The sequence below is a fragment of the Marinobacterium jannaschii DSM 6295 genome (assembly GCF_000620085.1).
Lineage (GTDB): Bacteria > Pseudomonadota > Gammaproteobacteria > Pseudomonadales > Balneatricaceae > Pontibacterium > Pontibacterium jannaschii.
Genome location: NZ_KK211064.1, coordinates 1 through 14,294, shown reverse-complemented (window position 1 = coordinate 14,294; position 14,294 = coordinate 1). Strand labels below are relative to the sequence as shown.

Here is a 14,294-nt window from a genome sequence, read left to right as displayed (position 1 = left end):
CATGTTGGGTTTCCCCCTGCCTTATCGTGATGAACTGCTCTATAGCACGATCGCGAGGTATGGGGTTCAATGCGGCATTACATCTGCCAAGGAACTAGTTCGAGATGTCTTTGGCGACAGCAAAATCATTGCTACCTCCGATCTCCCGGGACACCTGAAATTTATAGAGGCGTTATATCCGAAAGAACTTGGAGTAACAGGGGCCGAGCTGCTGTACAAGCATACGCTGTTTCCTGTCTATGCCCCATTTGTGGGGGAAGAAAGACGGAACCGCCTCCTCAATGAGCTCTTAACGCATCGAAAGAATACTGTTTATCTAACTGCAGGTATTGCGGCTTCTCGCATTAAGCAGCCCCGTTTTCTGAGATATTGTCCAGGATGTTTTAACAATCAGATGCTCATGCATGGGGAATATTATTGGCGTAGAACTTGGCAAGTTCTTGGGGCTGAAAGCTGCCCGGAACACGGTCAACTAGTCGACTCTAAATTACTTCGTCATGATACCAGGAGGCACTCCTTCCTAGCTGCTGATGGAGAGATTTGCCCTCAGGTTGGGCAGCAGCGAGGGGCTTGGCAAAGTGACCTACTGGCAATCAGCATAAGCGACCTACTAAATATTGGAGCAACCCCCGTACCTGAACTCCTCCAATGGGGGATCTTGTATAGGAGATTGGCTGTCGACCACCACTTTAATAGGGGCAATCAGATACGCCATGATTTGGTGAGAGATCTGATCGTTCAGTTTTGGGGAGCCGATTGGCTAGCACGATACGGACTTTTACAAGAAGCGGGAGAGTCTTTCTGGCTGAAAGATATGTTCAGGAAGCATCGTAAGGCGTTTAGCTATCTCGAGCATCTGGTGGTATTGCATGCCCTACTGGAGCCAGGATGGTCTATATCGGACATTGTTCAGCTTGCGGCTCGAACTACATCTGTTAAGAAGACTGCGAGCAAACGGCCTATGACTACTAATCGTAGACGGGTAAACGAATACCGTAGTTGGTGGCTTTCAGCCGTTGCAAAGCAAGGTGTTAAGCAAGCTCGCTCGAACGGAATTGGTCATGTCTACGCATGGTTATACCGTCACGACTACGTCTGGTTAATGGAAACGAACAGAAAGCATAAAAAAATAAAACTAGGCCCCCTGCTCAGAGCGGATTGGTACAAGCGAGATAGATATACTGTTAAGAAATTATTCGTAATCCGTGACCAAAGCGAACAGCAGCTGTACACTCCTAGAAAATCGAGGAACTGGTACCTGAACACGCTGGGGCACAAAGCCAGTATCGAAAAGCATTTAGCTAAGATGCCTTTGTGTCGTATGTTCTTCGAGCGCTATTGCGAAAGTATATTTGAATACCAAATTAGAAGAATAACTCGCACCTTTATTCGCTTCTCGAAAGCAGGAAAGTCACCAAAACGTTGGCAGGTGCTAAGGTGCTCGGGATTGAGCGAAGAGCGGCTTACGAAGCCCGCTTACCTGTTCTTAAAGGAGATACTCGGAGTTTGAAAGGAAGCATCTACTTGAAAGGATTCAAGGACGATACCTGGATCAATGGTATCGGTGATCTATTCCGCAGAACTGATGGAACTAGGTGGGGCGTTAACCTAAGTATTTATCCCAGCAGGGAAAGCGGGCGGGATGCTACATCTTTATCCAATGCGCCTGTACTGGTTCGCAAGAAGATAATTAACCAAACCAGCGAATATTCCCTCACACGATACGAAAAAAGCTTCTCGGTAACTTCGACTAATGATTGGTTGGTTGAAAGTCTTGGGAATTGCCCTGCCCTGGAAAGAAGGCTTCCTATCGAGCGCCAGCAGTATTGTTTTGTGTTCCCGCTACCCGATGGAACTAAACTCTACCTTCCTCAATTTGAGCTGGCGAGAGCACTGTTTTTCCACAATGGCTACTTGGCCCGTACTTCACTGCTACATGATGCTTTAAGCAATGAGTTTTCAGTAGAGTTTGGAGAGACTGGAAGGGCCATTATTAATGTTCTGGATACCTGCAACTGCCCAGTAGACCTATTCAATGATTATGGCTATCGCAGAGTACTCGCCTGGATATTAATTGATGCGGATGCGAGAGCCTCCTTTGAGAGCATCGGCAATCTCCAGATGCTTGATGGGTATTCTGTAGGACAGTATAGAAGATGGACCTTTCAGTTCGCACCTCCCCCTTTGGAAGGAGCGAGATTGCATGTAAAAGGTCACTTTGATCCGGAAAGTAGAGCCTTGCTCGTATACGAGATCAATGGAATAAGAGAAATACCCTCCAACTTACCAGACAATATCGAGTTCTTTAGTCCCAAGTTTTATTCGCAAGTGGCGGGTAAAGGTCATAAGGTTGGTGATGGAGCAGATAGGCCCTCTGGTCATAACGTAGATGACTCGGTTGAAGCAAGCCAAGAAAACAGGCCTGTCTTGATTGGCGATATCTCAACGGAATTCTCGTTAGCACGGGCAGTAGAGACATCGAAAATAAGCCAAAAGAGACGACCGATAGGCTTAGGAGGTGATCATGAAGGGGAGCTCTCTGAAGCCTCTCGTGATGTTAGCACCGAAGAGCAAGGGCCTAATGGTGATTTACCGAGTGCTGAATGGGACAATCTGGATGAGCAGACAGACGATGCCCACCTCTATTTGAACAAATTTACCAGCTACTTCGAGATGCTGAAGTTGCTTCAGAATAATCATGGCTGTCAGATCATTCAGTATCCGCTTAGAAAGCTGCCTTCTATTGGGAGGTGCAAGAAGCATATTCTGAAGTCTGATGGAAACCCTAGGTGTTTCTCCGTAACCCGAGTCAATACCAGCAATGGGACCTATGTTCTGTTAGAGGTTGATACATCTGACTCTAAAGAAGCACTGTCGACTAGAGTGATTAATGCTAGAGCTATAAGTAACTTAGAAGAGAGCATATCTGAAATTGAGAAGAGGCTGTTAAAGGCATCTTTATCATGGCCAACGGAGTTCTTAGATAGCCTGTTCGGAACCAAGAATCACTTTGGGATACCACATCAAAAATCAGGTAATGATGGAGTATTAACAGTTGAAGATGTACAAAAGTGGGCCCTGAGGTTCTCGATAAAAATTGTATGAGCTGTATCGGAAAAGCTATTAATAATAGTAAATATTAATATTCTACCGAATATGAAATCCCATATTTTACTAATTAAAACAATGAGATAGGATTGAATGATTCTTTCGCTCACACCTGGTACGTACCTTCCTACACTGTTATCATTGTAAGCTTCAAATCCCCATCGATCATAAAAATGAGCTATTGATAGTGAATGCACATAAGAAGGATCTAGATCTCCAGAGTAGGATAAGCGCGTATACACTGGAAGATGAAGAGTACTGGTCATTTAGAGGACGATCTGTACGGCATCACTGCCATGACTTGATACAATATCCTGCAATGATGATACCTGAAATGCAGGGGGAACTTATTGATGCGGTTCTAGAGGAAGATCAAAGCATCCGTAGAGTACTAGATCCGTTTGTTGGCTCCGGCACTACACTAGGGGAAGCTATGTGTAGAGGTTTGGACTTTCTGGGGATAGATATCAATCCACTTGCTGTTTTAGCTTGTGAGGTAAAGAGTGGGCCTCTTTATATTGAAAAGTTAAAGGATAAATCTGAAAAAATATTAGATACAATAAAGAACGATTTATCTGATGAAGTATCTGTGGAATTTAGCGGAATAGATAAATGGTTTACCTTTACCGCAAAGGTAGAGCTAAGTGTTATTCATCGAGCTATAAAAAAAGAGCCCTCAAAGTGGGCAAGAAAAGTATTTTGGCTCTCAATGAGTAGCACCGTACGGGCCGTATGTAATTCTAGAAGCTCTACATATAAGTTGCATATAAAGTCAGATGATCAAATAGAAACGATCCCATCTGCGATAGAGGTTTTTGAAAAAAGGCTTCGAAAGAATATAGAAAGAATAGAGGCACAAAAGAAAATATTAAAAGAAAGAAATGTGCTCAAGATGGCTTCATCAATTAGTAATATTGTTATTAAAAACACAGATGCTTCTGGAAAAATAAGAACTCCTTATAAGTATGACTTATTAGTTAGTTCACCTCCCTATGGCGATAACCAGACTACGGTTACATATGGACAGTTTTCTTACTTACCACTGATGTGGATAGATTTGAATGATATTGATAACCTAAGAAAAAATGACTTCTTGGCTCATCAGAACGCCATTGACTCTATGAGTCTTGGAGGATCTATTAAGGATGCAAAAGAGAAATATAGCGAACTAAGATACAAGTCTGAATCTTTGTGTAGTTGTATAAGTGAAATTGAGGAAGTAAATCCACATAATATAAAAAAATTGACATCATTTGTATATGATTTAGATAAAGCATTAGTAAACTCATTAAGTATGTTACGGGACGATGCTTATATGATATGGACTTTGGGTAATAGAAGAGTTTCAAACATTGAAGTCCCATTAGATCGTATAATGAGAGAGTTACTTGAGTTCGAAGGGTGTCATTTTGTTCATAAGGTTGAGAGAAAAATACCGACAAAGCGAATGGCTGTCAGAAATAAAATAGCGTCGACGATGGGGAAAGAGTCCATTCTTATTATGCGAAAATAATAGGAGTGGTAGTTTTGATTTTATAGATTCTGATCTTTATATTTGGAAAAGATTAGAAGTTTTTTAGAATAAGGAGGTTTTAAATGTCAACTACTTCACTGCGATTTAGTGGAAACCTAATAGAAGAGCTATCGCAAAAAATACCATCGTCACTGTTTGCATTAAATGAACTGATTAAGAATGCATACGACGCATTTTCACCTGATGTCACGATTAAATTATCTCAATCAAAGCAAACAATATCGATCTGTGATCATGGAAATGGGATGGGAATGGAAGAAATTGATTCACTATTCCACATTTCGAAAAGTTCGAAGAGTTATGGTCATGAAGTGGAGCAAGATGGTATAAAACGGCTTACTCAAGGATCAAAGGGTCTTGGTTTCCTTTCTGCTTTTAAGTTTGGTGACAAAGTTGAATGGGTAACTAGTAAGAATGGAACTCGTAGTAAGTTTTCGGTCTCTAAGTCAGAGCTAGTTGCGAAAGATGATGTTTCTGGAACTGAAATCTCGGTAACTACAGACTTATACGAAAAAAGTGGAACAACAATCACAGTATTCTCAGAAAACGGTGAGCTTGATGAGCTGTTATCAGATTTATCTGATAGTAGAGTAATCGAGAAGTTGGCAGCAGCAATTGTAGATGACACCTTCAATATTAAAATAGAAATTGAGAATCAAGAACAGATAGTTTCTACTGATAGCCTTAAGTCTTTTCAGAAGGAGAAAGAAGACTGTCAGCTGTTTTATGTTGACTATGACTCATCAAAAAATGAAGTAGACTTTTATCACAAAGGTGAATGTATTCGCTCTTTTGATTTCTCTTTAAGTCGATTGGATTACTTAGTTAATGTTAAACTAGTAATATTTAATTTTCCTAACGGAAAGAATTCTAAAACCATATCTCCATTAAATAAGAGAGTTCATGATAGTGCTCTTTATCCTCTGGTGTATGTAAACAGAAATCTTTTTAATAACATTACTGTATTTGATCCTGAGCTGCTAAGGAAGAAAAGAACAGAAGATACTTTACCTCAGATAATAGGCAGAGTTAGTGTGACGAGTCATAGTGAAGGTATCGATTTTAATTCAGATAGAACAAATTTTGTAGATAGCAGCTTGACAAGGTGTCTAATTAAAGACTTGGAGAGCCTTAATAGATTGATTCAAACTGAAGGGTCTAGGTTAAAGAGGGAGTTAAGAAAAGGGAAAGTAGTTCCCACAGGAAAAGCTTTTCCCAATAAAAGCTCTGATAATAAAAGAAATGGAGTTGCGTCGATATTTATTGATAGGCAAAGGGCAGTGAGGTTTGATATACCATCAGATCAGATAGACTTGGAGAGCTTTCTATTTCAAGTTAAAGACAGTTCAGGTGCGACTGTAGAAAATTCAGAAGTAGAAATTACCGTTGATGGAGAAATATCAAGTAGCCGAGTGCTTCCCTCAATCGAAGAGCCTTGTAAAAAGAAGATTATATTTAAATACGTTGATAATGTAACTGGGGTTGTTTCCAGGGATATTATCATTGATTTTGAGCAAAAATTTTCAAACCTCTCTGGTGCCGTTCATGAAAAGTCCCTTTTTAAAATAAAGTCAGGGTCCGAGTATGTTGTTCGAATGGAAACAGTGTCTGATATTATAAATGCTATAGATAAAGCATACTCATCTAGGTGTAAAGAAGATTACTTACCACTAATTGCTTGCTCGATTAGATCAATATTTGAAATCTCTTCAGATAAATTATCTAAGCGTCAATCACAGTGGTTTTCTAACTTCGATTTAAATAAGTGTGAAAATTCAGTTAAAAAAGAGCTGAGGGATCAGCTGTTAAAAGATGTTGTTGGCATAATAATTCTGCTGAAAAAAAATCCGAAACTTGTAACTGAGATAAGTAGAGCAACAGGTATATCCTACTCAACTCTAAATAACTCTCTAGATGTAGATGACTTTAAGGTTTCAGTTAAGAAGTCACATATTGGAGCTCATCAGTCGACCCGATTCTTATCGAAGCCTAAAGTAGAAGCTAGCGCAGATAATTGTGGACTCTTTGCCGCAATATGTGATGTTTTAATTAATCTTGACCGCAGTATAGTAAGCGAAATTAGTATTAAAAAAGTAGATGAGTCAGATTTGAATAAATATTTAGGTTGATGACTTTCGAGATGGTGTGAGGAAGGGTGTTCATAGCTCTGTATCAGACAATAGCAGTCACACCACACAAGGAGTGTCAGTGCAGACCATATTAGTATGATACTTTATTACTTGAGGAGCGTGTAACGATTAAGGTTAAAGTAACTTCAGTATGATACTTTATTTTGTAGAGGGATTGTCTTGGTTACCGTGGAATGCTGCTTGAGGCTATCCTAAGTATGATACTTTATTACTCTCCCACAACCGGAGCCTGTTGAGCTCCGGTTTTTTTTACCTGTAATTCAGTCGTACCGGTCACTTATCGGGGGGAGGGTACCGGTGGTATTTCCGGTTGAATGATCCATACTGTCTGGACGTAAATCGAGAGGGAACTCTGATGCTCAAGCCTCTGTTACTGACAGTCGGTATAAGTCTGATACCGGGTATCGTTGATGCGGAAACCCTGACACTGGGAGTTGTTCCACAGCAGTCGGCAAAGAAGCTGGCACGGCTTTGGACCCCGGTACTTATCTATCTGAGCGAAAAGAGCGGACACCAGATCAGGTTTGCCACCGCCAAGGATATCCCCACCTTCGAAAAGCGACTGGCGAATAGCCAGTATGATCTCTCCTATATGAACCCCTACCACTACACGGTCTTCCACCGCAGCCCGGGTTATGTCGCCTTTGCCAATCAGAAAGATAAGAAAATCAAAGGCATAATGGTAGTGGCTAAGGACAGCGAGGTGAGTTCTCTGCAGCAACTGGAGGGACAGGGGCTGGCATTTCCATCTCCGGCAGCCTTTGCGGCCAGTGTACTGCCAAGGGCGAGACTGAATCAGGACCGGATCAGTGTCCGTTCCCGCTATGTCGGCTCTCACGACTCTGTCTATCTGGGCGTTGCCCGGGGCTTCTTTACAGCGGGCGGCGGCGTGATGCGCACATTTAACAATACCGCGCCGGAAGTCCGAGACAAGCTCAGAGTGCTCTGGACTACGGATACCTATACGCCCCATGCTTTTGCCGCTCATCCCCGGGTGTCCTCCGAAACCGTTGCCCAGGTCCGGCAGGCGATGCTGGACATGACCGCTGACCCTGAAGGCCTGGCACTGCTTAAGTCACTCAACTTCAAAGGATTTCAGCGCGCCAGCAATGAGGACTGGGATGATGTCCGCAGTCTGGGATTGGATCTGCTGGACGGGCTCATCCGCAATAAACAGTAAACGGCTCAGGAGTCAGGATGTCTCTACGCTGGAAAACGATCCTGGGCATTGCCCTGATTGAAGCGTTGTTGCTGATCTTACTGATCACCACGGCATTGGAGTATATGCGCTCGACCAATAGTGAGGGACTGGTCAAGCGTGCCCATACCGCCGCATCCCTTTTTGCCACCACGACGAAAGATGCTGTTCTGTCCTATGACCTGGCATCGCTGGATGCATTTGTCACTGAAGTGATGGGGAATCCCGACCTGCTGTATGCCCGGGTACTCGATTCCGAGGGCCGGGTGCTGGCTCAGGGAGGTGATCAGGCGTTACTGGAAAAGGCATTTATGGCCGACCACAGTATGCAGATTGTAAAGGATGGGGTCTTTGATACCTATGCAGAGATCAGCGAAGCCGGTGTGATCTATGGCCGTGTTGAGATCGGCCTCAGTACTGAGGAAATTGTCGCCGCACTAAACGAGATCACCCAATGGAGTCTGCTGATTGCAGGCGCAGAAATGCTTCTGGTGGCGCTGTTCTCCTATATTCTGGGTGCCTACCTGACCCGGCAGCTGGTAGGGCTGCAAGCTGCTGCCCGGCGCATTAGAGAGGATGATCTGGACATAAGAATGCCGGAGGGGGGGGCGTGATGAAGTGGCCGATGTTGCCCGCGCGTTCAACCTGATGGTGGATAGCCTGAGAAGCAGCCGGCAGAAACGCGATGATTACGAGGCACAGCTAAAGGAGCTTAACCGCTCGCTGGAAGCGCGTGTTGAGCAACGTACGGAACAGCTAAGGTCGCGTAACCGGGCCCTGGTTGAAGCCAATGAACAGATTCGCCTGACCCAGGGGCAGCTGCTGCAGTCAGAAAAGATGGCATCTATCGGACAGTTGGCTGCCGGTGTTGCCCATGAGATCAATAATCCTATGGGTTATGTAATGGGTAATCTCCATAGCCTGAAAAGCTATATGGCAAGCTATCAGCGCCTGCTGGCTGAGTATCGCCGCCTTGCCAGCTGCACTGAATGTGACTCTGCGGAGTTCAAGGCATTACAGGCGGAGATCGCAGCACTGGAACACTCGCTCGATATTGAATTTATCGATGAAGACTGCGTTGTCCTGCTGGAGGAATCGATTGAAGGTATGGAGCGGGTCAAGTCAATAGTTCAGGGGCTTCGGGATTTTGCGCGTGAGGACAGCGAACAGTTTGAGATGGCTGATCTCAACAACTGTATCGAGTCGACCCTTAAAATCGCCAACAGCCAGATTCAGTCCAACAGCCAGATAGAAACGAAACTCAAGCCCCTGCCTGCACTGAAATGTAATATCGGACAGCTGGGGCAGGTGCTGCTGAACCTGCTGGTCAATGCCTCTCAGGCAATCGATAAACCCGTGGGTGTCATCCGTGTCAGCAGCGAAGTCCGCGACGGCCTGATACGCATTAGCGTCGAAGATAACGGCCGGGGTATTAAAGCAGAGCATCTGCACAAGCTTTTTGACCCGTTCTTCACCACCAAGGCGGTTGGAGAAGGTACCGGCCTCGGACTGTCGATCTCCTACGGCATCATGCAGGAGCATGGCGGTCGTATACAGGTTGCCAGTCAGTTGGGGCAGGGGTCATGCTTTGTACTGGAGTTGCCCCTGTGTATCACCGATAAAATCCCCGATATGAAGTTTTCTGCGCCGGATCCTAATTCCTGAAGGAATTCACGTTAGGATATGGGGCTGAATCAGCCCCGTGCCACGCACCGGAGCTAACAGAGAACGTACAGAGGGATATCGATGTCAGATCCGGTAAGCAGCTTCGCTATTAACTTTGTCGCCATCTTTGGCGGCGTACTTCTGTTGTTACTGGTCTCTGTACTGGTGCTGGCATTGGTGATCTACCAGCTCGATAAGCACCAGACCCATCATGCCATTCGGCGCAACTACCCGCTGGTGGGGCGGTTTCGCTACTGGTTTGAGCACCTCGGTGAGTTTCTCCGGCAGTACTTCTTTGCCATGGACCGCGAAGAGATGCCCTTTAACCGCGCGCAACGCAGCTGGGTCTATCGGGCGGCCAAGAACCTGGATAATACGGTCGCCTTTGGTTCCAGCCGTGACCTCCGTGTTCCCGGTACCTATTACTTTCTGAACTGCCCTTTCCCTACCCTGAAGGAGGATGCGGCCCCCTCCCGGCCGCTGGTAATCGGAGCCGGCTGTCGCCAGCCCTACCGGGCCGCATCCTTTTTTAATATATCCGGCATGAGCTACGGCGCACTTTCCCGGGTTGCCGTGGAGTCGCTGGCCGCCGGGGCACGGCAGGCCGGCTGCTGGATGAATACAGGGGAGGGCGGGGTATCACCCTTCCACCTTCAGGCCGGTTGCGACATCGTCTATCAGATTGGTACCGCGAAGTATGGCGTACGTGATGAAGAGGGACTGTTGTGCGATGCAAAGCTGCGTGAAAAGGCGGCCCTTGAGCAGGTGAAGATGTTTGAGATCAAGCTGTCCCAGGGGGCAAAACCGGGCAAAGGCGGTATTCTTCCGGCTGAGAAAGTCAGTGCCGAAATTGCGGCCATTCGGGGAATTCCCGAAGGACAGGCTTCGATCAGCCCCAACCGTCATCCGGATATAGCTTCAATCGATGACTTGCTGGATATGCTGATGCGCGTCCGGGAAGTAAGCGGAAAACCCTGCGGTTTCAAGCTGGTACTGGGAACGACAGACTGGCTGGATGAGTTCTGCGCCGCGATTATCCGGCGTGGTGCCGAGAGCGCGCCGGACTTTATCACTCTGGACAGTTCAGATGGCGGTACGGGCGCGGCACCGATGCCATTGATGGACAGTGTTGGTTTGCCTCTGAAGGAAAGCCTGCCGCTGCTGGTTAACAAGCTGCAGGCGAACGGGTTGCGAGACCGAATACGTATTGTTGCCTCGGGTAAGCTGATCAACCCCACCGATGTTGCCGCGGCTATCTGTATGGGGGCTGATTTCGTTGTCAGTGCGCGCGGCTTTATGTTCTCGCTGGGGTGTATACAGGCGCTGCAGTGTAATAAGAATACCTGCCCGACTGGCATTACGACGCACCAGCCGGAGTTGCAACGTGGCCTGGTCGCTGCCGATAAGGCGCAAAGAGTCGCCAGCTACCATCAGCATATAGTGCATGAGGTTGAGATGATCGCCCATTCCTGTGGCGTGACAGAGCCTCGCGGACTGGATCGCCAGCATGCAGCGATCGTGCTGGAGGGGGGACGTTCAGTGCCCCTCAATATCCTCTATCCGCAGGACTGAGTCGCCGGCTATCCCGGACGCATCTCTCAATCTGCTGACCTGTTTCCCGGTGACATGACCGGGAGACGGCTAGTCGTCTAGATCGTCTAACCAGTCATCTTCGACACTGCGGACCAGTTCTTTCTCTTCGTAGTGTCGTTCGATGGCACGGCGGGCTTCAAGTGCACGGCGGGTTGCGTGCTGCTTGCGATTGATTTTCGCTTCATCCTCGAAGCCAACCATCAGGTCGAAAATCTCGGTCTGGATATCGTTAAGATTCTGTTCTTTTCTAATCAACATAATTCCAACTCCCGGACAATCGAAGTTGTCAGAGTGCCTTCAATGGGGGCTGGAACAGGGTCCCATTGAAAATTCTCTGAGACAGCCTCGTTAACTTTGTATATTAAAGCTGATCAAATTTCAATCAGTTTGGAGGCGGACTAAAGCTTAAGGGAGAAGGATGAAGAAAAAATGAAAGCGGTGTCCGATATGCGGATGGAGGCATACTGGCGCTGCAAGGTGTTGTCGGATTCAGGCATGCCAGTGCTGTTCAGCACTGGGAGTGGTGACAATAGCGGTTGCTCAGCTATTGTCGTTATGCAGCGGATGGCGCCGGATAGGCGGACGCTTATCGTTCTGGCGCAATGAGCGCAGGCTGCGCTTGATGGTCTTGAGGTGGTCCAGCAGGCCCGGTCCCAGTTTCATCGCCACGCCAACGGCCAGTACATCGATTACCACCAGATGCATGACGCGGGAGGACATCAGCGTACTGAGATCCTTATCTTCCTCGACATCGATATGGATCGGGATGGTCGCCAGCTCAGCCAGCGGGGTGTTGCCCGGGCAGAGTGATATCACGGTTGCGCCGGTATCCTTGACCAGCTTAACAGTGTGCAGCAGATCCTTGGTGCGGCCGGTCTGGGAGATTGCCACCACGACATCGCCCTCGCGCAGGGTGACTGCGGAGATGGTCTGCATATGCGGGTCAGAGTAGGACGCGGCAGATACCTTGAGGCGGTGAAACTTATGCTGGGCGTCGGTACACACCGGTGCCGAGGCGCCGAAGCCGTAAAACTCGACCCGGGAGGCGTTGGCCAGAACCGCAATTGCCTCTTCCAGGGTGTTGGAATCCAGCTGTTCGCGGATATTGATCAGGTTGCCGATCATCGAGTCGAAAATTTTCTGCTGAAACTCGGTGACGGTATCTTTGCTGTTGAGGGAGAACTGTTCGAAATTCGGATTGGAGGCCACACCCTGTGCCAGTGTGAGCTTAAAATCCTGGAAGCCGTCATAGTTCAGGGCACGACAAAAGCGAACCACGGTGGGTTCACTGACACTGGCTTCAGAGGCAAGGTCAACAATACGCATATGGATGACGTCATTGGGGTTAGCCAGAACGTAATCTGCGACCTTTTGCTCCGATTTGCGCAGTTTGGGCCGTGCATCGGCGATAGACTTCAGCAGGTTGAAGGAGTTCAAAGCTCATCCTCATACACAACAAACGTCGAAAGTATAACAACCTTAAGCTGTCGAGCGACAGAACCCATCGCAAATTGCGGGGAATTTGGCCCCATGCTATGTTCATTCGGGCTGAAATAACAACAAAAGAGGGACTTGTCTCGTGAAACGTCGTCAATTTCTGAAGGGGGCCGGTGCTGCTGCGGTAGCTGCGGGGGCTATGACCTCCACAACGGCTCAGGCTGCACCTGAATTTAAATGGAAAATGGTAACCACCTGGCCGAAGAACTTCCCGGGCCTGGGTACCGGAGCCAACTACCTTGCCAAGCTGATCAATGAGATGAGCGGTGGCCGTATCAAGGTAAAAGTCTACGGCGCCAAAGAGCTGGTGGGCGCGCTGGAGATCTTCGATGCGGTTTCCCGTGGTACGGCTGAGATGGGGCATGGTGCCGCCTACTACTGGAAAGGCAAGAGCCGTGCTGCACAGTTTTTCGCGGCGGTACCGTTTGGTCTGACGGCTCAGGAGATGAACTCCTGGCTGTACCACGGCGGCGGTATGGAGCTGTGGGAAGAGATCTATGCCGAGTTTGGCCTGGTGCCGGGCGCAGCCGGTAACACCGGTGTGCAGATGGGCGGCTGGTTCAATAAAGAGATCAACAATGTAGCTGACCTCGAAGGCCTGAAAATGCGTATCCCGGGCCTCGGTGGTGAAGTACTGAAGCGCGCTGGCGGTACACCGGTGTTGCTGCCGGGTGGGGAGATCTTCCCGTCACTGCAGTCCGGGGCGATCGATGCGACGGAGTGGGTCGGGCCATACAATGACCTGGCGTTTGGTCTGCATAAAGCGGCTAAATACTACTACTATCCGGGCTGGCATGAGCCGGGTACTACGCTTGAGTGTTTCGTCAATAAAGAAGCGCTGGAAGCGTTGCCGAAGGACCTGCAGGTGATCGTGCGTAACGCCATCCGCGTAGCCAACCAGGATATGCTGGCAGACTTTACCGCCAAGAATAACCGTGCGCTGGAGCAGCTGGTAACCCAGCACAAGGTTGAGCTGCGTAAATACCCGGATGAAGTGCTGGAGAAACTGAAAGCGCTGTCTGACGAGGTTGTGGCTGAGGAAGCGGCGAAAGATCCGAAAACCAAGAAAGTGTTCGAGTCCTTCGTTCAGTTCCGCGATCAGGCGGTTAAGTGGCACGGCGTCTCCGAACAGGCTTACCTTAACGCCCGTACCCTTTCCTGATTACCCTTGGGGTAATAAAAAAGCAGGCTTCTCAGCCCAATGCTGTTCACTTAAGCCAAAAACGGCATAATTGAATAAAATCCAGCATCCCTGTCGGTTGCTGGATTTTTTTATGCCCCTACACCAAACCTTGCTTGAGATTGATGAGCTGCACCAGTTCTCAGATCAAAGCACCTTCACTCAGAACATCCCGATTGAATGGATAGAGTCAGCGCTGACCCTGACTGACAAGGCGAGTATTCGCCGACGACGTCTACCGTCTGATCAGGTTCTATGGATGGTCTTGGGTATGGCACTCTTTCGTGATGAACCCATCGGTGATGTTGCCCGGCGTCTCAATATCTGTGCCCAAGGGTTAGCAAACGAGAACCTGTTGGCACGAAGTGG

General features: G+C 47.7%; 12 protein-coding genes. 10 read left to right on the top strand and 2 right to left on the bottom strand.

Going from position 1 to position 14,294, the window contains the following annotated elements; translation table 11 throughout:
* Position 1 precedes the first annotated feature (1 nt).
* The 8 genes from Q354_RS0116050 (at position 2) to Q354_RS0116015 (ending at position 11,227) form a co-directional block, all read left to right on the top strand.
* A complete protein-coding gene (locus Q354_RS0116050) occupies positions 2-1,510 on the top strand; it encodes a TnsD family Tn7-like transposition protein (RefSeq protein WP_027858485.1) in 1,509 nt (502 codons plus the stop codon).
* Positions 1,507-3,105, top strand: a complete 1,599-nt coding sequence (locus Q354_RS0116045) for a Tn7-like element transposition protein TnsE (protein WP_027858484.1) — start codon at positions 1,507-1,509, stop codon at positions 3,103-3,105. The genes Q354_RS0116050 and Q354_RS0116045 overlap by 4 nt, the downstream gene beginning before the upstream one ends.
* Before the next feature lie 190 nt (positions 3,106-3,295).
* Entirely contained in the window at positions 3,296-4,621 is a 1,326-nt protein-coding gene (locus Q354_RS0116040) for a DNA methyltransferase (RefSeq protein ID WP_027858483.1), read from the top strand.
* Positions 4,622-4,704: 83 nt separating this feature from the next.
* Positions 4,705-6,771, top strand: a complete 2,067-nt coding sequence (locus tag Q354_RS28325; RefSeq protein WP_084332631.1) for an ATP-binding protein — start codon at positions 4,705-4,707, stop codon at positions 6,769-6,771.
* A 376-nt stretch (positions 6,772-7,147) separates the two neighbouring features.
* Complete coding sequence (locus Q354_RS0116025) at positions 7,148-7,972, top strand: phosphate/phosphite/phosphonate ABC transporter substrate-binding protein (protein WP_051560204.1); 825 nt, start codon at positions 7,148-7,150, stop codon at positions 7,970-7,972.
* 17 nt (positions 7,973-7,989) lie between these two features.
* Positions 7,990-8,604 (top strand): hypothetical protein, encoded by a 615-nt coding sequence (locus Q354_RS28760; RefSeq protein ID WP_245601068.1) that lies wholly within the window; start codon positions 7,990-7,992, stop codon positions 8,602-8,604.
* Positions 8,605-8,608: 4 nt separating this feature from the next.
* The gene (locus Q354_RS28755; RefSeq protein WP_245601067.1) at positions 8,609-9,655 is read left to right on the top strand and encodes a sensor histidine kinase; all 1,047 of its coding nucleotides are present in this window, start codon (positions 8,609-8,611) and stop codon (positions 9,653-9,655) included.
* A gap of 81 nt (positions 9,656-9,736) precedes the next feature.
* Positions 9,737-11,227: an FMN-binding glutamate synthase family protein gene (locus tag Q354_RS0116015; protein ID WP_027858481.1), complete on the top strand. Its 1,491-nt coding sequence runs from the start codon at positions 9,737-9,739 to the stop codon at positions 11,225-11,227.
* 69 nt (positions 11,228-11,296) lie between these two features.
* Here Q354_RS0116015 and Q354_RS0116010 read toward each other — a convergent pair whose 3' ends face one another.
* Complete coding sequence (locus tag Q354_RS0116010) at positions 11,297-11,506, bottom strand: PA3496 family putative envelope integrity protein (protein ID WP_027858480.1); 210 nt, start codon at positions 11,504-11,506, stop codon at positions 11,297-11,299.
* 282 nt (positions 11,507-11,788) lie between these two features.
* Entirely contained in the window at positions 11,789-12,685 is an 897-nt protein-coding gene (locus Q354_RS0116005) for a MurR/RpiR family transcriptional regulator (protein ID WP_027858479.1), read from the bottom strand.
* Between the two features lie 142 nt (positions 12,686-12,827).
* Here Q354_RS0116005 and Q354_RS0116000 point away from each other — a divergent pair, with 142 nt between their 5' ends.
* On the top strand, positions 12,828-13,907 hold the full coding sequence (locus Q354_RS0116000; protein ID WP_027858478.1) for a TRAP transporter substrate-binding protein: 1,080 nt from the start codon (positions 12,828-12,830) through the stop codon (positions 13,905-13,907).
* A 112-nt stretch (positions 13,908-14,019) separates the two neighbouring features.
* Positions 14,020-14,294, top strand: a 275-nt coding sequence (locus Q354_RS0115995) for a transposase domain-containing protein (RefSeq protein ID WP_027858477.1), incomplete at its 3' end; no start/stop codon positions are given.

Coding starts and splice junctions, on each gene's coding strand:
- Q354_RS0116025 (WP_051560204.1), top strand. CDS start 7,148: ATGCTCAAGCCTCTGTTACTGACAGTCGGTATAAGTCTGATACCGGGT.
- Q354_RS0116050 (WP_027858485.1), top strand. CDS start 2: ATGTTGGGTTTCCCCCTGCCTTATCGTGATGAACTGCTCTATAGCACG.
- Q354_RS28325 (WP_084332631.1), top strand. CDS start 4,705: ATGTCAACTACTTCACTGCGATTTAGTGGAAACCTAATAGAAGAGCTA.
- Q354_RS0116010 (WP_027858480.1), bottom strand. CDS start 11,506: ATGTTGATTAGAAAAGAACAGAATCTTAACGATATCCAGACCGAGATT.
- Q354_RS0116015 (WP_027858481.1), top strand. CDS start 9,737: ATGTCAGATCCGGTAAGCAGCTTCGCTATTAACTTTGTCGCCATCTTT.
- Q354_RS28760 (WP_245601068.1), top strand. CDS start 7,990: ATGTCTCTACGCTGGAAAACGATCCTGGGCATTGCCCTGATTGAAGCG.